This window comes from Flavobacterium saccharophilum (genome assembly GCF_900142735.1).
Classification (GTDB): Bacteria; Bacteroidota; Bacteroidia; order Flavobacteriales; family Flavobacteriaceae; genus Flavobacterium; species Flavobacterium saccharophilum.
Genome location: NZ_FRBY01000005.1, coordinates 576,783 through 600,421 on the forward strand (window position 1 = coordinate 576,783; position 23,639 = coordinate 600,421).

Consider the following 23,639-nt stretch of genomic DNA (forward strand, 5'->3'; position numbering starts at 1 on the left):
CATTTCAGCAACGAGTACGAATAATTACAAAACCATGAATTACAATTGCTTACGATAAGAAGTTGGCGTATCTCCTGTGTATTTTTTAAAAGCAGTATTAAAAGAAGATTTTGAATTAAATCCAACTTCATACAAGATTTCAAGAATTGTTACTTTACTTTTTGTAACATCTTTTAAAATATCCATCGCATATTCGATTCGATATGTATTAACGAAATCGTAAAAATGCTGTTCTAATTTATGATTGATTAAAAGAGATAAATCACGAACAGGAATTTCAATAGCCACAGCCACATCCTGAATTGTCAAAGAAGGATTTAAAAATGGCTTTTCTTCAACCATATACTGCTTCAATTTTGCTAATGACGCATTATATTCTTTTTCGCTTACGGATGATGGTTCATTATTTTTTTCTTCCAAAACCATATCCGAAACGAGTTTTAGTTTTGAATCGATATTTCGAAATAAATCAGGATGATTTAATGCCTTATATAAATACCAACAAATAATAAACAGCTCTAATACTAAAATTACAATTTTGATCCATTCGGAAATGTACGGATGATCCGAAAATTTGAAGATATTTTTAAACAAAACAATCAAATACAAAACAGACAGTACACTCGTAAACTGAAAAAGCCAATTGTATGAATTTATATTTGTGCCGGCATTATTTTCCAAATACAGTTTTTTTGCTTTTCGCAATAGCATAAAAACGGCAAAAAGATACACAACGGTTTGAAGATGAAACAGAATATGACTAAACTGCAATTCTATCATATTTTGACGGTTTAAAATAAAATTAATTTTAGAAGCAGCATCTACGAGATAAAAACGAGGCATTAAAATCATGTTCGCCATTACAAACGGAAGCAGATGTATGAGGTGTTTGAGTTTTAATTTAAAATCAGAATAACAAACCGATAAAACATAGAGGTAAAAAGCCGGAATTTGTAAAAAAGCAAGGTTGTTTCTTAACATTCCAAGATTTGAAGGACCGTCTGATACTAATTCGAATAAAGGCCCGCTAATATCGATAGCCGTTATGATTAAAAAAGCAGCAAAAAGGTAATTGCTTATTTTGTATTTTGTTTTAACTGTTACCAGAAAAAAGGCAAATAATAACGAAATGAACAAAGAAATTACAGTTATAATAAGCAATACATTAATCTTATCATTCATTACTTTTTTGTGGTATAGTTAGGGTTAATAGCGTTTTGAAGGCGAATATAAGAATATTATTACTACAATTTAAGAACTTTTTGAAATTGAAATTAGAAATGGGTTCTCAGTTTTATTTCTTTGAAAGTTTCTCTAAATCCTGCATGAAACGGCTCGCAAATAGTTATATGTAGGAACCATAAAAAACTCCCTAATTTCTTAAGGAGTTTTTTATGGTTTATTTTTCTCAAATAATTCTTTTGTTTATCATTAAGAATCTATTCTTGATCCTTTACAGGTACAAATTACAAACTCATATTAATGCGAAACCATTTTTAATCCAACAATAGAACCAATTAAAGTAACCAAAAAAAACATTCTGAAAAATGTTACCGGTTCCTTAAATATAATAATTCCCAGTAAAACAGTTCCAACTGCACCAATGCCTGTCCAAACGACATACACAGTTCCAATTGGTAAAGTTTGTAACACCTTTATCAAAAGTCCCATACTAACTAACATGGAAATGGCAAAAACCAAATACCATAAATACATTTCATTTCCTGTACTTTCTTTTGCTTTTCCCAGCGAAAAGGCAAAAGCTACTTCAAATAATCCTGCGATCACTAATAAAATCCAATTCATTTTTTTTTATTTTGATGCAAAATTCGGAAATGAAATACTGGGAAATTTTTACAAATGATAAAAAATTGAATTATTTTATTTCAGACCTTATCCGGCTTAAACTTACTTGCGTTATGCCTAAATAAGAGGCTATATATCCCAATTGTATGCGCAATATCAAAGTAGGATTGTTTTGCAGCAATTCTTTATAACGTTCCGTAGCGGTCTGAAACGTGATTGCTATCAGACGTTCTTCTGTTTTTACAAATTCTTTTTCGGCTAGTTTGCGCCCCCAATTTGCAATGTTTATATCCTCTTCAAAAAGTGCCTGTAACTTTTCTGTTTTTATCTGATACAATTCACAATCTTCCAATAACTCAATATCTTCATAGCCGCTTTGATTGGCAACATAACTTTTCAGCGACAGAAGAACATCCCCTTCTTTTCCGAACCAAAACGTTACTTCATTATTATCCCGATTAGAATAGGCTCTTGCAATTCCTTTTTTAATGAAATAAATACTTGTTTCAATTTTATTAGCTCTAATCAAAATATGCCCTTTAGAATAGTTAACTTCATCAATACAATCTTGAATTTTAAGTTTTGAATTTTCTGGCAGAGGATGTATCTGATCAATAATCTGATCTATTTCCATTTGATTTTATTTAGGATTTTTAATCTGTACTAGCTAATGTAGCAAAAATTTAGCATCATAAAAACAATCTGTAAATCAAACCTCTTTCCATCTTCTAATCTTCCTAATTCTGAACTGTAATTCACAACGCAACGACCTTACAACCTCTAAAATGCTGTAATATTTTTTTACTACATTTGACACAGCTATTGTTTCGTTTAGCAACTTTTATTGCTAAACAAAATTCATTAAACCCCAAGTTTTAAAAATGAAAAACCTACTATCTCTTTTATTACTATTCACGGTTATAAATATCTTCGGGCAAACGCCAACCCCACCAACGCCTGTCGAAACTAGCACTGTGATTAATACAATTCCGGCTATCAGTGATGTGCTCCTTAATAAAGCCATAAGTCCGCTTAAAAAAGTTCCGTTAGATGAAGCTTTAATCCTGATTTATGATTATGATGGTACCCTTTTTACATTTGATTTAGAATCGGAAACCATTGCATGGACTGTAAAAGCGACAGATGCTTATACTGAAATGTGTGCCAATAAAGTAACACTAATTGATGGCGTTCTGTACGTCCCTTTTATTAACGGTGAAATATTTGCCATTGATAACCAAACAGGTGCTATTTTTTGGAAATCAAGGATAGGTAATAGTACTGATCAAATTGTATTAAAAGATCAGCTTCCTGTCGTAAATGATGGAAAACTTTTTATTACGAGTCAAAATGGAAACATTTATGCTCTCAATATAAAAGACGGGAGTTTAATATGGAAGTATAAATTGGATTCTCCAAATAATGATATCCCGGTTCTGTTTTTCGACAACAAAGTTTTTACCCAAAGCGGAAACTTTTTATATAGTTTCGAAGCCAATACAGGAAAACTAATTTACCAAAAAGACTTTGGCGAAACTATGCACGGACAACCTGTAACTGATGGTGAAAATGTATTTGTGGCAAATGAAAAAAATGTGGTTTTTGCCTTAAGTCCTAATACCCCGGATATTTTATGGCAATTTAAATTAGATGAAAACCAACATAATATCAAGGAACGCATACTTTGCAAAGACAAAAAAATATACTTTGCCGCACAAGGTCCGGAAGCTTCTTCCATATACGCTTTGGAATCAAAAACTGGAACCCAGTTATGGAAAACTGATTTTAAAGATGACACTATCGAATACATCATTGAGGAAAGTGATAATATTTGGGGATATACCCGTAAAGCAAAACTTTTTCAACTAGACATAACGAATGGTGAAATAGCAGCCGAAACAAAATTAACAACCCAACCTATTTCAAATTTTGAATTTCCGGTTGATGAGTCCTTATTTTATTATTCAGATGCTGCTTTAATTCAATTTGACTTAAAAACAAAAGACGAAAACGAAGTCTATCTACGAACTTCTATTAAGGATAACGCTTATAGTGCCTATCTAAAAATAATTCGACCATAAAAAAGAAGCTGTCTCAATAATGAGGCAGCTTTTTTTTCAGTTATAAGTATTCGTCTATTTTTATGCTTCTGTTTTCGTTATTGGCCTTTTCAATAGCTTTTAAAATAGTTTTAATTTGAATTTTATTAATCATGTATTTATCAAAAAATACATATTCGATAGCTTTTGTGTTTTTAATATCTTCTAACGGATTTTTTGTCAAAAGCACTAAATCTGAATTATATCCTATTTTTATTTTTCCGGTTTTCTTTTTCATCCAATTACCCGGTGCAACTGTTGTCGCATAAATTGCCTGTGTATTTGTCATTCCGGATTTAGATAAAGATTCTAATTCAGCATGAAGCGAAAATCCTGGAACAACAGTTGCTACGTTCGCATCTGTTCCGGCCATAATAGTAACTTTATTATCAACTAACGCTTTTGTCATAATATGAATAGCTTCGACATAAATCTTCCAAAAAGTTAAAGATAATTTTCTTGCTTCAGGGTTATCTTTTCCATCATATTCATAACCATTTTTACCAGGCAACCAACCTAATTTATAAAGCGGAGTTCCTTCAATTATTTTTGGGTTGACATATTTTAATTCTATTGCTGCCAATTTAGACTTTAAGTCAAATCGTTGATCCGCAAAACTTTCACACAACCAAACTGTTGAAGTAACACTAATGTTATTCTCTTTCAGTTTTTTTGCAATATCGACAGAGCGCACTTTTAAAAACTGAAGATATTCTTTTGGATTTTTAGCTATCGATTTTCCAAAATCATCAATCGTTTTTATTGTTATCTCTTCAATATGAGCAACCTCAACTTGTCCTGATGTATAAAAAGTTTCTAAATTGACTAATGGTATGTGCCCAATAACTGGAATATGATATTTTTTCGCAGTTTGAATTGTCGTTTTAAACATTTCAGGATTTACAAAACCATACATTTTAATAGCATCATAGCCTTGTTCACTTATTTCTTTCATTGCTTTTTCAGCATCCTCTTTTGTTGCATAATTAATAGAATGGCGCGTCCAACTATAATAATAACCCATCAGGCCACGCTCACTAAATATGGGTGGTGATGCAATAAACATCCGTGGTCCAACACCCTTTTTTTGTATTGATTTTCTCCATTCTAAAATCAAAGGACTTCCGGCCATTTCTCTAACGTACGTAACGCCATTTGCTAAATATAAAAGCAAATCATTCTTACTTTCTTTTAAATGAACATGACTGTCGACGAGACCCGGAATGAGGAATTTGTTTGTTCCGTCAATAATTTCAGTGTTGCTGTCCTGAAACTGACTTTTACCAATTTGAATGATCACGCCATCTTTAAGCATTACATCTTGATTTTTTATAAAACCGCTACAGTCTTCTGAAAGGATGTTGACATTTTTTATATGAATTGTTTTGGATTGTTTAATTATTGACGAAACATCTACAACCTCTGTAGATTCTCCTAAAACCCTATTTAATTCATTATCTGCCCAGATAAAGATACCAATAACAATAAGCAACACTAACACAAAAGCATAGAGCAATCTCTTAAACCACAATTTTTTCATGAATTTTTTAATTTAGATTAAAGGGCAAAAATAAATTCAAAAAGCCGCTGGGGCACTACTTTAAAAGGTATTAGGTATGAAAGGTGTGGTTTTAGGTATGAAAATCTGGAAGCTTTTTGTTTACTAGGGTATAAATTTCAGTTTTTATTTTTTCATATTGCATTCTGCTACTTATTCGTTTTGTCTTACAAATTCCTTGATCTGATTTCTTTATTCAAAAGACTTAAATTTATCAATAAAGAAAAAAAAGTAACAGGTAATAAAAAATAGGAATTAGTACTATTATAGACACGTTTTTAAACCCATTAGATGCCAAGAAATAAATTATGATTGCAATAGTCGACATATAGATAACGCCAAATCCAATCGAAACACCATTAAATAAAGCTTTCTTTTATATCAATTCTTTATCTGTCAATTCTTCGTAAATATTTTTCTTCATAATTGTAGTTCTCATTTAGAATTTGATTTTAAATCTGCTAACTCAATTAACAAACAAAAATTAAGTGTCTTATATTCAAACAAATACAATACTATTTAGATTTTAATTAAAGCTTTTTTTAATATTGAAGAAATGATTCGGTTTAACAGATTTGTACTGGATACCAGATAACGGTTTAATTTTTCTTGTATATTTATAATCCTCAAAGGAATAAGATAGCAATCAATATTAAATAGAATGTTCATGAACAATCATACTACCACCATAAAACCCTTTCTGACTGTAAACGATGCTATAAAAGCAGTTGAATTTTATAAATCAGCTTTTGGAGCCATTGAAGTAAAAAGATTTGAAATGCAAAATCAAAAAATTTCTTCAGTTGTTGTAATCGAAAACGCCGAATTTTATTTGAGCGACGAAGAGCCTGAAAATGGTAATCTAAGTCCCGATCTAAAAACAAACAGCGCTATTAGAATAATTTTAGAAACTAAAAATGCTGACAAAATATTTGAAAAAGCGCTAGAATTTGGCGCTACAGAAATTTGCGCCATAAAAACTGAAGAAGATTGGAGAATTGGAAAATTGAAAGATCCTTATGGCCATATTTGGGAAATTGGTTATACTTTATAAAATGAAGTATAACCAATATCACCGGGTTTTTATCTATTTCAAAACCGTATCATAAATCTCATTCAACAGATTTTGTCTCATTTTTGAATTTCTTTGGTTTAGCAATATTATAATACCCCAATTTTTAGTCCTGTCATAACATAGGATAGAAGATTCTCCCATCGAGTCACCAGATTTTAAATAAATAGTGTTTTTTTCATCTGTTGAAATATTTAAGCCTAATCCCATTTCTCTTTTTTCATCTTTATAAAAGATCTTTTCAGTTACTATGGCAGCTTTCCCTATTTCTGTTTCTTTATTTAAAACCGCTTTTAAATAGGTAACCATATCAGAAGTATTAGATTTTACTAAACCAGCCGGAGCGGTAACATTCCAATTCATGAATTCCTGAGCACCACCTTCTGGATTATGTCCTACCGTTTTGTTTTTTACATTAAAGTCTGTAGTTAATGTGTTTGTCATTTTTAAGGGCTTTATGATCTTATTTCTAATAATCTCATCATAACTTTTACCGTACACTTTTTCTAATATCTGTCCTAGTAAAGTATAGCCAATCGTAGAATAACGAAATTTACCATAATCCTTTAATTCACTGCAATTATTAACCAGATCGGTCAATGTTTTTTCAGTTACATTACTTACGGGTTGTTGTGGATTTAGTTCGATTAACTTTCCAAAATCGATGTCAGGCAAACCAGATTGGTGCGATGCCAGGTCTGAAATTTTTATTTTGTTTTTAAGTTTTTCCTGCAATACATATGCTTTTGGAAGATAGCCGTCTATATAATCATCTGTTTTTATTTTCTTATCCAAAACTGCTTGCGCCAATAAATTTGAAGTTAGAATTTTAGTGATAGAGGCAATTTCGAATAGAGAATTTTTATCAATTTTAATTTGACTTTCTTTACTCAAATTACCATACGCTGTAAAGTACTCTTTATCATTTTGGATAAAACCGACACTAATCCCTACATCAGGATTTTTTTGATAATTGTCCTTTATTATGGAATCAATCTTTCTGGTAAAGTCTTGTCCAAAAGAAAATGTACTAGTTATTAATAAGGCTGCTAAAAATTTTAATGACGTTTTCATTGTATCGTTGTTTAGGTTAATGATTTATTTCGATACAAAGATGTGGCAGAAATTATCGCTACGCGACCGAATAAAAATACTCGAACGCATTTGTTTTGATAAATAAGTACGAGTAGTTTAAAACACAAGTACGAGTAATCACAAAGTACTGTTTTACAGACTTTTGAAATAAGCTTTAGGTGTATAAACTGTATGTTTTTTGAAAGCAGTATTAAAAGAAGATTTTGAATTAAAAACCTACTTCGTATAAAATTTCTAAAATAGTCAGCTTACTTTTTGTACTATCTTTTAAAATATAGGAAATGTTTTTACTACAAATGAATTACAATTTCAGTTGCTAAATCGTCTCTATTTTATCAGCTTGAATAATGTTTCAAGAGTTGAGTTCTTTTGATTCACAATTATTAATTGACTTTTATCTTCTAAGAATATTTTCTCTGCAAACTCTTTGTCCGCTTTAAATTGCCAATTTTTTAATGCTGGAAATTTACTTTTTACCAGCTTCAGTTTTTCAGTATTATTTTTTGAAATGATAATCACTTTTGTCAAAGGTGTCTTCTGCATTTTTTCAATACTGCTTTCCGTGATTTGGTCTTCATATTCTGTTCTGGAACGATAACGAAACATTTGATTTATTGTGGTAAAATCTTTTTCATTTTCAGAGATCACATATCGGTACGTCATTATATTATCAAGTTCATTTATCCAATTCGGAAAATTCACTTCATAAATCTTAATGTAATTATCAATGAAATTTTTGTCAATTGATTTCTTCTGATCAATATACTCCTTAACCAACGGATAAATTTGCTTTGCGATCAGATTAATATATTTTTTGTTGTACCAATCCTGTGTGTCAATTTTCCCGTCTAATTGTTCAAAAACATAGCCATTTCCAAGTGATGTGGCCAAGGCTTCATTCATAATTTGATAGGCGTAATTACTATACTTTGATTTACTTTCCCTGAAATAGCTATCAATTTCTGTTTTTACTTCCAATGACTCCTCATCATAAATGATATGAAAGGTTTCATGCAGCATAACACTAAACAAAACTTTATACGATTTTAAATCGGTTTGGATGGCACTTATAAAATTATTGCAAAACGCTTGTGCTGTAAAACCTTTAGAATTAGGCAACGGATAAAAAGCGATGTTGAAAGGAATTGCATTATCCCAATTTGAATTATAAAACAACAACCCCATTTCGAAATAGTTTTCTATTTGATGTTCGGTAGAATATTTTATGATTTCTTCGAGTTGTTTTTCAAACTTTTCCTTGTTCGGATTATAAATTAACTCATTATAGATGGGTGTAAAATCTGAAATACATTGCGCTAAATCACTTAAAGTTTTGTTTGGAATAATTCCATTCGACCGAAGTTTAAATTCATTTATATTTTCTGTTTCAATCAGATTTTTTTTCAAAAGATCCTCTGTCTGAACACCTTTTTTTGATCCGTATGGAAATTCTTCAAAACGATAACTGTAGTCAATAGTTAATTTATCAAACTTTGAAATTATATTTTTATAGTAATCCGTATTGTATTTTGATTTTTGAAATTCAGTCTTGAAAACATTCTCAGGATAATTTTCAGAAAGATTTTGCAAAAAAATAAAAACAGCCAACGGTTCAGAATATTTAATTTTGAAGGTTGTTTTTTGTGCAAAACTGAAAGTTGTCAAAAGCAACAGCAATACTAAAAGTTTATTTCTCATGTACTCTTTTTTCATACAGGTTTTCAAATTCAATAAAAAGTATGGAATTTATTAAAATAAAAATAATTGCATACCAAAAACCGTAATATTGACTCAACCAAGTTGATGCTCCAAAAGAGTGAGCGATTAAAACAAAAAGAGCAAAAATTTTCAGTTTTCTATTTGATAATTTATAACCAATAATAGCAATTAAAATTAACCATAAACCACAGATTATATATAATCCCGAAGTATGATTTGCCATAAAAAATGCACCAATTGGGTTTCCTTCATTTGCTTTGCTTAAATCTCCTTTCCAATAGTCATCAGATTGATTTATGATTGTAATAATTTCATCAAATAAGCAAGCCCAATAAGCTGGAATCAGTAGTATTAATTTTGAATTCAAAATTTTGTCTTTCAATTTTAGTTTCAATAGATTTATAAAACTGAAAAAACTCCATTAAATATAAAGAAGTTTTTTTCAATTTATGTTTAATTTATCCTTTTAACATCGGTTCCCAAAGTTCGATTTTATTACCATCGGCATCCATAATATGGACAAATTTTCCGTAGTCGAAAGCAGCAACTTCATCTAAAATAGTAACACCATTTTGTTTCAGTTTTTCCAAAAGTCCTTCAAGATTCTGGACTCTATAGTTAATCATAAATTCTTTTTTGGAGGGCGAAAAATAATCATCTCCTTTTTTGAAAGTGCTCCATTGAAGCGCTTCGATCTCATCTGGATTATGCATATTTCTGGATTCAAAAGTCGAACCCCAATCATTTACATCAAGTCCTAAGTTTTTAGCATACCAATCTTTTGTTTCCTTCGGATTATCTGAAAAGAAGAAAATCCCGCCAATTCCTGTCACTTTTGGTGTTTTATCAGAAGTTGAGTTGTCTGATTGTTTTTTTGAGTCTTCCATAATTAGCTTTTTTGATTGTAGTTTCACAAATTTAACAAACTATAACTTCTTAATACGCTATTCCTGCAACTAAATCATTCAGCCTCAAGCTTCCACCAAACAAATCTCAAAAACAGTATTTCCAACTTCACTTTTATACGAAATATAACCGCCATGCGCTTCAATAATATTTTTAGATAAAGTCAGTCCAATTCCGGCACCTTCATTTCTTGTGGTGAAAAACGGCAGAAATATTTTGTCTTCAATTTCTTTTTCTATTCCGTTTCCATTATCTGTTATTCTGATGAAAGTTCGGTTTTCTTTGGCTTCCGCTGAAATGAAAATCTTCTTTTGAGAAACATTTTTTAAAGCATGAATACAATTAGTTAAAAGATTAATCAAAACCTGTTCGATCTGTTGTGCATCAACTTCAATCCAACGTTTAAAGGTAATTTCATTTGTAACTTCAATTCCATTTTCCTTGAATAACGGATTCATAACCTGAATACCATTATCGATCAACTGCTGTAATTCTATTTTTTCCTTTTTTGGAGAAGGTAACATGGCCAATTTTCGATACCCTTCAACAAATTTCTGCAGATGATCACTTCGTCTCAACATCGTTTCGACACTGTTTTTCACATCTTCCAAATCTTCAGCCGACAAAGAATCCTGCTCTACCAAATCCTGTAAATTCTGGCAAATTGACCGAATTGGCGTAATAGAATTTAATAGCTCATGCGAAATCACTTTCATCAAATTAACCCACGCATCTTTCTCTTTTTTCTCGACTACATTCTGAATCGAATCTAATAAAACAATAAAATAATCCTTTTCGAAAATCTCAGTTCTTGAAGCCTGCAAAACAAAGGTTTGTTTGTTCTGTTCGTTGATACTAATTTCTACTGAAGTTTTTATTTCCTGAAAATCATCTTCTTCGATAATTTCGCATAACGATGGTAATTGATTTCTAAGATATTTCCATTTTGAAACTTTCGGAACATTAAATTGTTTCGAAAAATATTCATTCATTAAAAAGACATTCCAATCTGAATCTTGTTTTTGCAAAATGATGATTCCGGTTTCAATGTTATTCAGAATCGAACGGTAAATAATGTCTTTTGAAACCTGTTCGTTTTGTTTATTTTTCAATACATCATACAATTGAAATAAATCATTGTAGCTTTTATTGAATTTATGATTCGAAAAATCCGAAGTAAAATCATTCTGCAGTATCGAAGCAATCGTTTTATCATAAAGCAAAACAAAGTTCCGAACATAAAAATACATTTCGCGTACCAGCAAAAAGACAATAAAGAGTCCGAACACGCCTGTGAAAAGCAATTCGGTTTTAAAAAAATAAATAGAGATTTCGATCATTCCAACAATCAGGATCAATCTCAAAAACAACATTTTATACGTTTGAAATGTTTTAAACATACTAATTAAGATTGATGTTATATTTCTCTAAACGACGGTACAAAGCGCCTCTTGACAAGCCTAATTCTTCGGCTGTTTTACTAACATTATTATTGTTTTTCAGCAAAGCTTTTTCAACCGCAGCTTTTTCTACAGAAGAAAGCTGAATATCATCCGGAGTTTCTTCGTAGGCCGTTATGGTTTCTAAATCTAAATCGGAAACGGTGATTCTATTGTTTTCGCAAAGAATGACGGCGCGTTCAATTTTATTCTCCATTTCGCGGATGTTTCCGTTCCAGGCATGTTTTTCAATTTGTTCCAATACTTTTTTGTCGAAAGTAATTTCATCTCTTCCGTACTTGACAATCATTTTTTCGAGAAGATATTCAGCTAACGGAATTTTATCTTCGTTTCGCTCGCGTAACGGAGGCAAAACAATTTCCATTGTATTGATTCGGTAATACAAATCTTCCCTGAAATTTTTATCTGCAACTTCGAGTTTTAAATTTAAATTCGTCGCCGTAATAATGCGGACATTCAAAGGTCTTGGTTTCGTTTCTCCTAATCTGGTAACGGTTTTGGTTTGAATTACTTGCAGCAATTTAGATTGCAAATGCAGCGGAACGTTCCCGATTTCATCTAAAAATATAGTTCCGTTTTGCGCCATTTCAAAGCGTCCGGGCGTGTCAATTTTTGCATCGGTAAAAGCGCCTTTGGCATAACCGAATAATTCGCTTTCGAAAATATTCGAATTTAGAGAACCTAAATCAACCGCTATAAAAGGATTGTTTTTTCTTTCAGACTGACTGTAAATATGATGTGCCAAAACAAATTTTCCGGTTCCGTTTTCACCCAGAATTAAAACATTCGCATCTGTTTTTGCTACTTTATCAGCCAGAGAATAGGCCTTTTTTATAATATCAGAAGTTCCCACAAAAAAGTCATTTTCAATTTCGACATTCTTGGTTTTCTTTTGGTCTTTTCTGGCTTTATCAACAGCCTGTTTTACAGACTCCAAAAGTTTCTTGTTTTCCCAAGGTTTTAGAATATAATCGAAAGCACCGTTTTTTAAACCTTCAACCGCTGTTTCTACTTTTCCAAATGCTGTCATTAAAATCACGACTGTTTTTGGCGAAAGCGTTTTTATTTCTTTCAATAAATACAATCCTTCCCTTCCATCTTCAAAACCTATTCTATAATTCATGTCCAATAAAACGACATCAATTGTTTTTTTCGACAATAATTCGACAATATTTTTTGGATTATTGAGCGTATAAATGTCTTCAAAATACTTTTTCAGGAACACTTTCGACGCAAAAAGGATATCTTCCTGATCGTCGATGATTAATATTGAGGCATTTGTCTTTTTCATTTTTGTTCAGTTTTGGACGAAAGCTGTCCAAAAATGGACAGTTTTAATTTCTCTTAAAAAATAAAATTTTAAAAATAAGGCAGTTACAATCTTTAAATTTTTGGCACGAAAATCACATTAAGACTAACAAATCATCAAATATGTGAAACATTATTGTTGGTAAAAGTAACAAAAATAGAGAGCTAACAACTATATTGTGAATTATCTTAATTTCAAATTTGTTTCTATTGCTTCAACAATAAAAATTATTAAAAACATCAATCTAAAACAACAATTATGATCAACATTACAAAACTTTCAAAAATTTTTAGAACTGAAGAAATAGAAACAAATGCATTAAGCGAAATTTCATTAAACATCAATCAGGGCGATTTTGTATCCATCATGGGACCATCAGGTAGCGGAAAATCAACTTTACTAAATATAATTGGTTTGTTAGATAGTGCTTCAGGCGGAAGTTATCAGCTTTTAGGTCAGGAGATGATTGGCACTAAAGAAAAAGCAAAATCGAAGGCCAGAAAAGAAAACATTGGTTTCATCTTTCAGAATTTTAATTTGATTGATGAATTATCTGTTTTTGATAATATCGAATTACCACTTATTTACAACGATGTTCCATCAGCTGAAAGAAAGAAAAAAGTAAACGAAATTGCTAATAAATTAGGCATTTCGCACCGTTTGAAACATTATCCACAACAACTTTCAGGAGGTCAGCAACAGCGTGTGGCGGTGGCAAGAGCTTTAATCAATGATCCGAAAATTATTTTGGCCGATGAGCCTACAGGAAATCTGGATAGTAAAAACGGAAATGAAGTAATGGAACTACTAACCGATTTACATGCCAACGGAGCCACCATTTTAATGGTTACGCACTCTGATTACGATGCTTCTTTCTCTCAAAAAACCATTTTGATGAAAGACGGAATTATACTTTCTGAAAAAACTAACAATAGAAATGTTGACGTTTTAGTAGCTGCTTCAAAAAACTAGAATCATGCTGAAGAACTGGATCAACATATTTATTTACCACATCAAAAATAACAAGCTTTTTACGGCTTTGAATATTTTGGGTTTAAGTATTGGTATCGCCGGACTGATTTTTGCCATTTTGTATTGGAATGAGGAACAAAGTTATAATGACTGGAATCCTAATAAAGAAGTCGTTTTTCAATCTATAAGCCAGGTGAGTCCAACTAATTTTTGGGCAAGCAATGTCGCTTCATTTGAAGAATATTTTAAAACGGATTTTAAAGAAATTGAAAGTTATTGTTATCTCGAAAATTGGTATGACGAAAAACCACTTCAATACGAAAACAAAAAAGGCATTTTTAAAATCATCGATGCTCAAAAAACTTTTTTTGAAATGTTTCCTTTTCCTTTTCTAAAAGGAAATGCCAGAACTGCATTAAAAGACAAAACAAGTATTGCTGTTTCAGAGCAAACCGCCATAAATCTTTTTGGAAATACCAATGCAATTGGCAAAACCATTACTTACGACGATAAAAAACTGGTCGTTAAGGGTGTTTATACCATTCCTGGAAAATCGTCTTTGGCTCCACAGGCAGTTATAAATCTTATAGATGAAAGATTGTCTGTTGACAGAGATAGTTGGGGAAGTTTTAATGCCGGATTATTATTGAAATTAAAAAACCCTGCTGACAAACAAAAAGTAATAGATAAAATGGAAAATCTATTATACCAAAACCGTACTGTAAGATTTGCCCGCGAGGAGGGACTTACTGTTCCTGAATGGGAGAAAAAAAATGGTGGTAGCGATATAAAAATATTTCTGGAACCCTTAAAAGAAGCCCGTTTACATTCTATTGTAGATGGATACGCCGAAGGACAGGGCAATTATCAATTTTTGGTAATTATGATGGCATTATCTGTTTTGATTTTAATCTTATCGATCTTTAATTATATCAACTTAGCAACCGCAAATGCGATAAAGAGAGCGAAAGAAGTTGGAGTTCGAAAAATCATCGGAGCATCAAAAAACAATATTGTACTTCAATTTATTTTTGAAACAATCATCATTACTTCATTTTCCATACTGCTATCATTAGTCATTGTGGAATTATCTCTGCCCTATTATAATAATTTTTTAGAAAAAAAATTAAGCATTAGCGGAAATCAGTTTTTTCTTGAAGTAATTGTCATTTTTGTTATTACTGTAATTCTTGCCGGTGTATTTCCAGCTGTTTATATTTCGAATTTTGAAACTTTGAAAGTATTAAAAGGAAATTTCGGAAGGAGCAAAAGCGGAATTTGGTTGCGCAACGGAATGCTGATTTTACAATTTTCAATTGCCTCCTTTTTCATTGTAGGATCTTACATTGTATCTGAACAGGTAAACTATTTAAATCAGCGAGATTTAGGTTTTAGAGGCGATCAGGTTTTGGAAATCAATTACAAAAAGCCAAATTTTGATCCTAATGATCCTAAAGCAGAACAGGCTTTATACAGAAGATACGAAACGCTTAAACAGGAAATTGCAAAAATTAAAGGCGTCTCTCAAGTAAGTACAGGAGCCTTTTCGTTTGTAACTGGAGGTGCTACTTCAGCAACTTTTACTTATAATGATAAAAGTATCCAGAGTTATAATATGGCTGTTGACTTTGGAATGCTCGAGATGTTAAAGATCAAAATGACTCAGGGCCGCTATTTTGATAACCGAATTTCATCTGACAGTATAAATACCATGATGATCAATGAAACGGCAATGAAACAAATGAATGAGAAAAATCCGGTTGGTAAGATTATAAACTGGAATGATCATAAACTCAAAATTATTGGTGTTGTAAAAGATTTTAATCTTTGGGGACCAAAAGCTGAAATTCCGCCAATGGTGTTTTTTCATCTTAACACTATCGACTGGATGAATGCCAATGTCAATCATATTTTTGTAAAAGTAAGTCCAAACGAAATGCAGCAAACTATTTCGGGTATCGAAAAATTCTGGACAAAAAACATTGATGCAGATTCCCCTTTTAAATATGATTTTGTTGATAAAGCCTATGCCCGACATTATAAGGAATATATAAATCAGAAAAACCTTTTTTCATTGTTGAATGTAATTGTAATTCTTATTGCACTTTTTGGACTTTTCGCTCTGGCTTCTTATTCTATACAAAGTCGAATGAAAGAAATTGCCATTAGAAAAACCTTAGGAATTGAAACAACTGTTTTACTCAAAGAACTTTCTAAACAATATATTATTTTCTGTGTCATTGGATTTTTGATTGCGCTTTTTCCGGTTTATTATTTATTGAGCAAATGGCTGGAAGATTTTGTTTTTAGAATCGACATTTCTATTTATCCTTTTCTGGCAGGATTCGTGATTTTGCTTTTCTTAACCTTACTTGTAGTACTTACCAGAGCTTATCAGGCAACAAAAGTTGACATATTAAAATATTTAAAATACGAATGACATGCTAAAGAACTGGACTAACATATTTATATACCACATCAAAAACAACAAGCTTTTTACAAGTTTGAATGTTTTGGGTTTGGGTATTGGAATTGCGGGATTAATTTTCGCGATTTTGTATTGGAATGAGGAACATTCCTACGACCAATGGAATCCTGAAAAAGATAAAATTTATTCAGTAATGAGTAATCTTGGAGGCGGAAATGTCTGGGCTGTAACTTCAGCAATTCCTGCCCCTCTTTTAAAATCAACCACGTCTTACTTAGATGACTATTGTTATTTTAGAACTAATTACTCGAAGGCAACGATACAATATCAGGGAAAAATAGAGTTAGTTGATAAGATTTTTACGGCGCAAAGCAGTTTCTTTTCTTTTTTCCCTTTCGAATTTATTCGTGGTAGCGCAAAAAGTGCTATTCACGATCGCAATAGCATTGCAATTTCTGAGGAAACAGCTTCACGTTTGTTTAAAGATGAGAATCCGATGGGTAAGCAAGTTACCTATGCTGAACAAATTTTCGTTGTTCGAGGTGTATATCGATTATCAGGCAAATCTTCCGTAATGCCATCTGCGGTCACTACGATAATAGAAGAGGATTTAGAAAAAAACAGAGAAAGCTGGGGTTTGAGTTATGGATTAATGCTTAAGCTAAAAAAACAAAATGACACGACTGCAGTTATTAAAAAACTGGATCAAATCTATCTTGACGAAAACTATAAAAAACAAGCAAAGAAAGAAGGTTTATCTCTTGAAGCCTTTATAAAAAGATATGGTAAACCCATTAAAGCAGAGTTATTACCCCTTACCAGCGCGAGACTGTATCAGGGAAATACTTCCTTAGCCGAAGGAAATGCCAATCTGACTTTTTTGCAAATATTGATGACTTTATCTATACTTATTCTTTTATTATCGATTGCCAATTACATTAATCTGGCAACTGCCAATGCTGTTAAACGTGCTAAAGAAGTGGGTATAAGAAAAGTTATTGGTGCCTCAAAATTGCAAATCGTTATTCAGTTTGTATTTGAAACCATATTAATTACGCTTTTTTCAGTCTTGCTGGCATTAGTAATCGTAGAACTTTCATTGCCTTTTTATAACGGTTTATTAAACAAAAACCTTATTCTGATCGGAAGTCAATTCTATCTTCAACTTGTATTAGTTTTCATTGTTGTTGTTTTTGTTTCGGGTGTTATCCCTGCGATCTACATATCAAATTTTGAAGTGCTGAAAGTTTTAAAAGGAAACTTCTCGAGAAGTAAAAGCGGTGTATGGCTTCGTAATGGAATGCTGATTTTACAATTTGCTATTGCCACATTTTTTATCATTGGCTCTTTTATCGTATACCAACAAGTCAATTTTATGACAGAAAAAGATTTAGGTTTTAAAGGAGCGCAAGTCATCGATATTTCATTTAAGTCTAAAAAAGGAAGAGGACAGTTTGAAAGATATAAAGCAATTCAACAGGAACTTCAAAAAATTAATGGCGTTCAAGCCGTTTCCGCAGGATCATTTTCTATTGGAGGCCTGGAAAATTCATGGGCTGGTTTACATTACAAAAGTCATCAGGAGGTTATAACTCAAGAAATGGGTATTGATTTTGGAATGCTTAAGCTGCTGAACATCCAATTAATAAAAGGACGTGACTTAACAGAAAAAATTTCCTCAGACACCATTTCAAATGTTTTATTAAATGAAACTGCAGCGAAAACATTATTGGAAAAAGATCCTATAAATAAGGTCGTTAACTGGCAGGATGGCAATTATAAGGTAGTCGGAATTGTAAAAGACTTTAATTATTTTGGGCTTGAAAATAAAATTGGTCCAATGATTTTCTTTCACATTAAAATACTACCATGGACTCAAAATGAAATGCATACGATCGCGGTTAAAATTTCTCCAGATCAAATGTCTCAAACCATTGATGCTATTGGAAAATTTTGGAAAACAAAGGTGGATGCCGAATATCCTTTTGAATATAATTTCGTTGATAGAAACTTTGCCAGAACCTATAAAAAATATCAGGATCAAAGTCAGTTATTTTCACTTTTAAACGGAATTGTAATTCTGATCGCCGTTTTCGGATTGTTTGCTTTAGCTTCCTTTTCTATGGAAAGAAGATTAAGAGAAATCGCGATCAGAAAAACTTTGGGAGCAGAAACCAATATTTTACTGAAAGAATTATCTAAACAATATGTGATTTTCTGTTTAATTGGTTTTGTGATCGGAATAATTCCCGCCTATCTTTTATTGCGAAAATGGCTTGAAAATTTTGCTTTCAGAATTGACATTCCACTACTTCCTTTCTTTGTTGCCCTTATTGCGTTAATGTTCCTAACCTTAACAATTGTACTGGCAAAAGCTTACCAAGTAACCAAAATTGATGTTCTTAAATACTTAAAATACGAGTAAAATGCTAAAAAACTGGATCAACATATTTATTTATCACTTCAAAAACAACAAGTTCTTTACGGTCTTAAATGTTTTAGGATTATCAATAGGAATCGCGGGATTAATATTCGCACTACTTTACTGGAACGACGAACAAAGTTACAACGACTGGAACCCTGAAAAAGAGAATGTTTATCAAGTTTTGGTTAAACTAAGCGATATGCCCGCCCTATCAGATTGTGCCTTATTCCTGAAACCGGCTTTAGACCAAGATCCAAATGTCAAATCTATACTATATGCTGATAGCTGGTATCAAAAGGATAAAATTATTTACAAAGGAAAAAAGGAGTTTGTAGATAAAATTATCAATGTCGAACAAAATTTCTTTTCTTTTTTTCCTTTCACAATTATTAAGGGCGATGCAATTTCAGGTATAAAAGATGATGCGAGTATTGCTATTTCAGATATTACGGCTAAAAGGATTTTTGGAAATGAAAACCCAATTGGAAAACAAATAAAATGTTTTGACCAGCTGTTTTCTGTAAGGGCCGTGTACCATATTCCCGGAAATTCTTCGATTGCGCCAAATGTCATCATCAATAAAATGAAACAATATACAACTTCCGGATTGACTGGTCCGTTTGTTTTAAAGTTATTATTAAAAGTAAAAGACCCGTCAAAAGTAGATCTTACAAGACAAAAACTCGAAAGAATTTACAACCACGACTTTATTGCGAGAATTGCCAAAGAAGCAGGTTTTACAGTCGAAGTTATGACTAAAAAAGTGGGTCATTTTACAGTTATCCTTGAACCTTTATCAAAAGCCAGATTACATTCGATAATAGATGGTTATCCTGAAACACGAGGAAATTATCAGTTTTTAATAATCATGATGGGTCTGTCTCTTTTGATTCTCATTTTGTCAATTGTTAATTACATCAATCTCGCAACTGCTAACGCCGTAAAACGGGCGAAAGAAGTTGGCGTACGTAAAATTTCGGGTGCATCAAAAGGTGATATTGTTAATCAGTTTCTTTTTGAAACAGTTTTAACCACGACTTTTTCTATTTTACTGGCGCTAGTAATTGTAGAGTTGACTTTGCCGTATTACAACAACTTTTTAAACAAAAATCTTGTACTTCTTGCAAGTCAGTTTTACATGCAATTGATATTGATTTTTATCATTACAATTTTGACTGCAGGTTTATTTCCTGCCATTTATATATCCAATTTCGAAACGTTTAAAGTTTTGAAAGGAAACTTCGAAAGAAGCAAAAACGGTATCTGGCTACGCAACGGAATGCTTATTTTTCAGTTTGCCATTGCTGCCTTTTTTATTATTGGCTCCAATATCGTATACCAGCAAATTAAATATTTACAGAATAAAGATCTGGGTTTTAAGGGCGATCAGGTAATTTCGGTTTCTTTAAATTTTCCAGCGGTTGATTACCAGGGAGAAAATGCATCTCAAAATATTTACAACAAATACAACATCATAAAACAACAGCTCAGCAAAATTAAAGGCGTCGAACAGGTTTCTACGGGACTTATTACGTTTGATGGTTCAGACAATTCTATAGCGGGGGTTTTATACAATGATGAACTTTTTAAACAACGCGTTATCCCTTTAGATTTTGGCATTTTTGAAATGCTGAACATCAAAATAATTAAGGGGAGAAATTTTGATAGAAAACTAGCTTCAGACACTATAAATTCAGTGATCATAAACGAAAGCGCATTAAAATTAATGAATATTAAAGATCCTATTGGCAAGGAACTTTTAATTCGAGAACAGAAATTAAAAATAATTGGTATTATTCAGGATTTCAACTTATTAAGTCCTGAATTAAAAGTGCCGCCAATTGCTTTTTACAATATCAAAATGTTTGGTATGACACAGAACATTAACAAAGTTTATGCAAAACTAAAACAGGATGATCTGGAAAATACGATTGCCAATATCGAAAAATTATGGTCGAAAGTTGATACCGAATATCCGTTTCAATATGATTTCGTAGATAAAGAATATGCGAGAACCTATGAATCGTATGTGAAGCAAAAAAACTTGTTTTCACTGCTAAACATTGTAGTAATTCTAATTGCGCTTTTTGGCTTATTCGCTTTAGCATCATATTCGATACAAAGACGAATGAAAGAAATCGCCATCAGAAAAACGCTAGGCGCCGACACAAATGTTCTACTAAAAGAATTATCCAAACAATATATTTTGTATTGTACCATTGGCTTTATAATCGCGTTGTTTCCCGTTTATTATTTACTAAACAAATGGCTCGAAAATTTTGCTTTTAGAATTGATATCAGCATCATTCCGTTCGTTTTAGGATTTATTATTTTATTGGTTTTGACTTTAATAATTGTTCTTTCGAGAGCTTATTCAGCTACAAAAACAGACGTTTTGAGATATTTAAAATACGAATAGAATAACTATAGATCCTTTAGAATAAATTATTAAATTTTAATTCCAAAAAACTCCCTGATTGATCAGGGAGTTTTTAAATTTTTTAAATGTCTTTCAATCTAAAAAAAAAGAATTCACTTTAAAAAAGTTCCTTTTATAATTCCTCTTGTGGAGCCTTTTATAAAATTTAGTATTAAATCTCGCTCTACAGTTTGTTCAAATTGACTTTCAATTAAATTCAATGCCAGAGTCGTATTACGCTTTTCTAAAAAAATAATCCTGTAAATTTCCTTTAGCTCATTTATTTTACTTTTTGTAAAACCTCTTCTTTTTAATCCCACAATATTTAAACCTACATAACTCAATGGATCACGCCCAACAGTTATATAGGGCGGAACATCTTTTACAACACGGCTTAAACCACTTACCATCGTATGTTCACCAATAACAGAAAACTGATGTATGGCTGTAAGGCCACTAATATTAACCCAATCTCCCACTAAAACCTCACCAGCCATTCCAACACTAAATCCAATAATACAATTATTGCCAACAAAACAATCATGTCCAATATGAGCGTTAGACATAAATAAGTTATTGTTACCAATAGTAGTTTTCCCTTTTGATGAAGTACCTTTGTTAATCGTTACAAACTCCCTAATAATATTGTTCTTTCCAATTTCTAATAAAGTATCTTCTCCTCTGTATTTTAAATCTTGTGGAACACCCCCTAGCACAGCTCCAGAATGTATTTGGCAATTTTCACCCATCCTTGTTCCACTAAGAATAGAAACATTATTTCCAACCCAGCTATTATCACCAATTACTACATTATCCTCAATTGTACAGAAATTACCAATATGAACATTGTTGCCAATTACAGCATTTTTTCCTACTATAGTGTTATTTTTCAATTTGCGTTTATTTAATAAAAGCAAATGTGATCAAAAAACAAATAATTTTTATTGATCTAAAGTCAACTAATTGATGTGCGAATTCTGCTTAAAGTTTCCTGGCTTACTCCAATTAATGAGGCAATATGTTTCATTTTACTTTTTAAAATGATCTGCGGAAACGATTCCAGAAGATACAAATATTTCTCCTGCGCATTCATTTGTCTGAAAACATGATGAAATTCATTAATCTTAGAAAGGTAAAGTCTAAGTTGCTTAATATGAAACTTTAAAAATAGCGGATATTTCAAAAGAATTATTTCATCCGGATACGATAAAGAATATACAATAGTTTCTTCACAAGCCTGAAAACTTTCAAATGAAGGTTTCTGTTCAAAAAAGCTGCTCAATGATGTCACAAATTGATTATCGGTATAGATCCATTTTGTTACTTCAGCACCATCCTCACTACAAAATCGTCGAATCGTACCTGCTTTAATAAAATAAACCTTCCTGCATATCTTACCTTCTTCAACAATAAATTCACCCTTCTTAAACTTTTCAATAACAAAATACTTCTTTATTGCATCCTCTGTTTCCAGATCTAGTTCTTGAAAACTATTAATCACTTGAATTAACTCAACCATATCTACACTAATTTAGAGCTAATTTACCAATATAATTAAAGAATGTATTTTAAATTTATTAAGGTAAGTGATAATTCCGCCTACTAAATTTAATATTCAAGAAAAGAAACACGTTTACAATCATTCTGAAGAAAAAAATTAATAAAACAATTAAAGATAATTTGTGCGTTTCCCTCCGGGCCGGGCTGTCCGCTATATCTTTTGCGATTGATGTTTTGGTTTTAGAAAGAAGTCCGGGTTATCGCAAAAGGATGCCGCTACCATCCCTAACGCAGTCTACGATAAATTTGAAGTAATGTTTTCAGAAGAAATTCCAATTCTTAAATCACAAATTCCAACACAGATTGCAAAAGACTTGTTTTCACTTTCAGAAGAAACTTTATGCAGCAACCGCTATGTAACCGCAAAACGCACAATCCCGAAGCCTCGTGATTACTTACTAAAAACAACCGCAAACATTCCGATAAAAAAACCTTTGCGCTCTTTGCGTTTAAAAATCTTACCCAAAAAAACATAAGGATTTACTAAAGCTCGCAAAGTTATAACACATAGCCTTGCTAACTTACTAAAGACAACAGTAAACACTTCGATAAAAAGGCCTTCGCGTGCTTTGCGGTAAAAAACCAAAAGTGTAATAAAACAAAAAATCCCCATCAAATAAATGATGAGGATTCTTAAAAGAAAGGCGACGATCCCCGATAGTTATCGGGGGGCCCAGATAACTGCCTATTTTGTAAAACAAAAAACCCTGTTTCGTTAGAAACAGGGTTTTCAAAAGAAAGGCGACGACATACTCTCCCACATAACTGCAGTACCATCTGCGCAGGCGGGCTTAACTACTCTGTTCGGGAT

The 23,639-nt window shown here is 31.8% G+C and carries 19 protein-coding genes, 1 rRNA gene and 1 pseudogene; 7 read left to right on the forward strand and 14 right to left on the reverse strand.

Annotation, left to right across the window (positions count from 1 at the left end):
• Positions 1-39: 39 nt before the first annotated feature.
• The 3 genes from BUA98_RS18480 to BUA98_RS18490 all read right to left on the reverse strand — a co-directional run bounded on the left by BUA98_RS18480 (position 40) and on the right by BUA98_RS18490 (position 2,440).
• Complete coding sequence (locus BUA98_RS18480; protein WP_072974911.1) at positions 40-1,182, reverse strand: helix-turn-helix domain-containing protein; 1,143 nt, start codon at positions 1,180-1,182, stop codon at positions 40-42.
• Positions 1,183-1,479: 297 nt separating this feature from the next.
• Entirely contained in the window at positions 1,480-1,806 is a 327-nt protein-coding gene (locus tag BUA98_RS18485) for a DMT family transporter (RefSeq protein ID WP_072974913.1), read from the reverse strand.
• A gap of 70 nt (positions 1,807-1,876) precedes the next feature.
• A complete protein-coding gene (locus tag BUA98_RS18490; RefSeq protein ID WP_072974921.1) occupies positions 1,877-2,440 on the reverse strand; it encodes a Crp/Fnr family transcriptional regulator in 564 nt (187 codons plus the stop codon).
• A 247-nt stretch (positions 2,441-2,687) separates the two neighbouring features.
• Between BUA98_RS18490 and BUA98_RS18495 the strand changes: the two genes are divergently transcribed.
• Complete coding sequence (locus BUA98_RS18495) at positions 2,688-3,887, forward strand: outer membrane protein assembly factor BamB family protein (RefSeq protein WP_072974923.1); 1,200 nt, start codon at positions 2,688-2,690, stop codon at positions 3,885-3,887.
• A 40-nt stretch (positions 3,888-3,927) separates the two neighbouring features.
• Here the strand turns inward: BUA98_RS18495 and BUA98_RS18500 are convergent, their stop codons facing one another.
• Positions 3,928-5,445 (reverse strand): amidohydrolase family protein, encoded by a 1,518-nt coding sequence (locus tag BUA98_RS18500; protein ID WP_072974927.1) that lies wholly within the window; start codon positions 5,443-5,445, stop codon positions 3,928-3,930.
• Between the two features lie 685 nt (positions 5,446-6,130).
• On the opposite strand from BUA98_RS18500, the gene BUA98_RS18505 reads away from it, so the two are divergent.
• On the forward strand, positions 6,131-6,517 hold the full coding sequence (locus BUA98_RS18505) for a VOC family protein (protein WP_072974930.1): 387 nt from the start codon (positions 6,131-6,133) through the stop codon (positions 6,515-6,517).
• Between the two features lie 33 nt (positions 6,518-6,550).
• Here BUA98_RS18505 and BUA98_RS18510 read toward each other — a convergent pair whose 3' ends face one another.
• From BUA98_RS18510 to BUA98_RS18535, 7 genes and pseudogenes are all read right to left on the reverse strand, one after another.
• Positions 6,551-7,609, reverse strand: a complete 1,059-nt coding sequence (locus BUA98_RS18510; RefSeq protein ID WP_072974933.1) for a serine hydrolase domain-containing protein — start codon at positions 7,607-7,609, stop codon at positions 6,551-6,553.
• Between the two features lie 153 nt (positions 7,610-7,762).
• A pseudogene (locus BUA98_RS22655) lies at positions 7,763-7,904 on the reverse strand (helix-turn-helix domain-containing protein); the annotation flags it as partial.
• A 53-nt stretch (positions 7,905-7,957) separates the two neighbouring features.
• A complete protein-coding gene (locus BUA98_RS18515) occupies positions 7,958-9,328 on the reverse strand; it encodes a hypothetical protein (RefSeq protein ID WP_072975013.1) in 1,371 nt (456 codons plus the stop codon).
• Positions 9,318-9,731 carry a hypothetical protein gene (locus tag BUA98_RS18520; RefSeq protein WP_139257025.1) on the reverse strand — a complete coding sequence of 138 codons (414 nt, stop codon included), beginning with the start codon at positions 9,729-9,731 and terminating at the stop codon, positions 9,318-9,320. Before BUA98_RS18520 ends, BUA98_RS18515 begins: the two co-directional genes overlap by 11 nt.
• Before the next feature lie 76 nt (positions 9,732-9,807).
• Positions 9,808-10,236, reverse strand: coding sequence for a VOC family protein (locus BUA98_RS18525; RefSeq protein ID WP_072974939.1), 429 nt, complete (start codon positions 10,234-10,236; stop codon positions 9,808-9,810).
• An 84-nt stretch (positions 10,237-10,320) separates the two neighbouring features.
• Positions 10,321-11,655: a sensor histidine kinase gene (locus BUA98_RS18530; RefSeq protein ID WP_072974941.1), complete on the reverse strand. Its 1,335-nt coding sequence runs from the start codon at positions 11,653-11,655 to the stop codon at positions 10,321-10,323.
• 1 nt (position 11,656) lies between these two features.
• Positions 11,657-13,006, reverse strand: coding sequence for a sigma-54-dependent transcriptional regulator (locus BUA98_RS18535; RefSeq protein WP_072974942.1), 1,350 nt, complete (start codon positions 13,004-13,006; stop codon positions 11,657-11,659).
• A 276-nt stretch (positions 13,007-13,282) separates the two neighbouring features.
• Here BUA98_RS18535 and BUA98_RS18540 point away from each other — a divergent pair, with 276 nt between their 5' ends.
• Genes BUA98_RS18540 through BUA98_RS18555 form a run of 4 tightly spaced genes read left to right on the forward strand, consistent with a single transcriptional unit; the run spans position 13,283 to position 21,268 of the window.
• Entirely contained in the window at positions 13,283-13,996 is a 714-nt protein-coding gene (locus BUA98_RS18540; protein ID WP_086065438.1) for an ABC transporter ATP-binding protein, read from the forward strand.
• A 4-nt stretch (positions 13,997-14,000) separates the two neighbouring features.
• Positions 14,001-16,436 carry an ABC transporter permease gene (locus BUA98_RS18545; protein ID WP_072974946.1) on the forward strand — a complete coding sequence of 812 codons (2,436 nt, stop codon included), beginning with the start codon at positions 14,001-14,003 and terminating at the stop codon, positions 16,434-16,436.
• A gap of 1 nt (position 16,437) precedes the next feature.
• Positions 16,438-18,849, forward strand: coding sequence for an ABC transporter permease (locus BUA98_RS18550; RefSeq protein ID WP_072974948.1), 2,412 nt, complete (start codon positions 16,438-16,440; stop codon positions 18,847-18,849).
• 1 nt (position 18,850) lies between these two features.
• Positions 18,851-21,268, forward strand: coding sequence for an ABC transporter permease (locus BUA98_RS18555; RefSeq protein WP_072974950.1), 2,418 nt, complete (start codon positions 18,851-18,853; stop codon positions 21,266-21,268).
• A gap of 113 nt (positions 21,269-21,381) precedes the next feature.
• Here BUA98_RS18555 and lpxA read toward each other — a convergent pair whose 3' ends face one another.
• Positions 21,382-22,161 carry an acyl-ACP--UDP-N-acetylglucosamine O-acyltransferase gene (gene lpxA, locus BUA98_RS18560; protein ID WP_072974952.1) on the reverse strand — a complete coding sequence of 260 codons (780 nt, stop codon included), beginning with the start codon at positions 22,159-22,161 and terminating at the stop codon, positions 21,382-21,384.
• A gap of 62 nt (positions 22,162-22,223) precedes the next feature.
• Positions 22,224-22,787 (reverse strand): Crp/Fnr family transcriptional regulator, encoded by a 564-nt coding sequence (locus BUA98_RS18565; RefSeq protein WP_072974954.1) that lies wholly within the window; start codon positions 22,785-22,787, stop codon positions 22,224-22,226.
• Positions 22,788-23,082: 295 nt separating this feature from the next.
• On the opposite strand from BUA98_RS18565, the gene BUA98_RS18570 reads away from it, so the two are divergent.
• Entirely contained in the window at positions 23,083-23,304 is a 222-nt protein-coding gene (locus BUA98_RS18570; protein ID WP_072974956.1) for a hypothetical protein, read from the forward strand.
• 260 nt (positions 23,305-23,564) lie between these two features.
• On the opposite strand, the gene rrf is transcribed toward BUA98_RS18570, so the two are convergent.
• Positions 23,565-23,639 (reverse strand): 5S ribosomal RNA (rrf, locus tag BUA98_RS22680); the annotation flags it as partial.

What these genes read in the sequence shown, in the direction of transcription:
- BUA98_RS18505 (WP_072974930.1), top strand. Translation starts at nt 6,131, where the DNA reads ATGAACAATCATACTACCACCATAAAACCCTTTCTGACTGTAAACGAT.
- BUA98_RS18540 (WP_086065438.1), top strand. Translation starts at nt 13,283, where the DNA reads ATGATCAACATTACAAAACTTTCAAAAATTTTTAGAACTGAAGAAATA.
- BUA98_RS18530 (WP_072974941.1), bottom strand. Translation starts at nt 11,655, where the DNA reads ATGTTTAAAACATTTCAAACGTATAAAATGTTGTTTTTGAGATTGATC.
- BUA98_RS18490 (WP_072974921.1), bottom strand. Translation starts at nt 2,440, where the DNA reads ATGGAAATAGATCAGATTATTGATCAGATACATCCTCTGCCAGAAAAT.
- BUA98_RS18565 (WP_072974954.1), bottom strand. Translation starts at nt 22,787, where the DNA reads ATGGTTGAGTTAATTCAAGTGATTAATAGTTTTCAAGAACTAGATCTG.
- BUA98_RS18495 (WP_072974923.1), top strand. Translation starts at nt 2,688, where the DNA reads ATGAAAAACCTACTATCTCTTTTATTACTATTCACGGTTATAAATATC.
- BUA98_RS18555 (WP_072974950.1), top strand. Translation starts at nt 18,851, where the DNA reads ATGCTAAAAAACTGGATCAACATATTTATTTATCACTTCAAAAACAAC.
- BUA98_RS18545 (WP_072974946.1), top strand. Translation starts at nt 14,001, where the DNA reads ATGCTGAAGAACTGGATCAACATATTTATTTACCACATCAAAAATAAC.
- BUA98_RS18500 (WP_072974927.1), bottom strand. Translation starts at nt 5,445, where the DNA reads ATGAAAAAATTGTGGTTTAAGAGATTGCTCTATGCTTTTGTGTTAGTG.
- BUA98_RS18525 (WP_072974939.1), bottom strand. Translation starts at nt 10,236, where the DNA reads ATGGAAGACTCAAAAAAACAATCAGACAACTCAACTTCTGATAAAACA.
- BUA98_RS18480 (WP_072974911.1), bottom strand. Translation starts at nt 1,182, where the DNA reads ATGAATGATAAGATTAATGTATTGCTTATTATAACTGTAATTTCTTTG.
- BUA98_RS18535 (WP_072974942.1), bottom strand. Translation starts at nt 13,006, where the DNA reads ATGAAAAAGACAAATGCCTCAATATTAATCATCGACGATCAGGAAGAT.
- BUA98_RS18510 (WP_072974933.1), bottom strand. Translation starts at nt 7,609, where the DNA reads ATGAAAACGTCATTAAAATTTTTAGCAGCCTTATTAATAACTAGTACA.
- BUA98_RS18550 (WP_072974948.1), top strand. Translation starts at nt 16,438, where the DNA reads ATGCTAAAGAACTGGACTAACATATTTATATACCACATCAAAAACAAC.
- BUA98_RS18485 (WP_072974913.1), bottom strand. Translation starts at nt 1,806, where the DNA reads ATGAATTGGATTTTATTAGTGATCGCAGGATTATTTGAAGTAGCTTTT.
- BUA98_RS18570 (WP_072974956.1), top strand. Translation starts at nt 23,083, where the DNA reads ATGTTTTCAGAAGAAATTCCAATTCTTAAATCACAAATTCCAACACAG.
- BUA98_RS18515 (WP_072975013.1), bottom strand. Translation starts at nt 9,328, where the DNA reads ATGAGAAATAAACTTTTAGTATTGCTGTTGCTTTTGACAACTTTCAGT.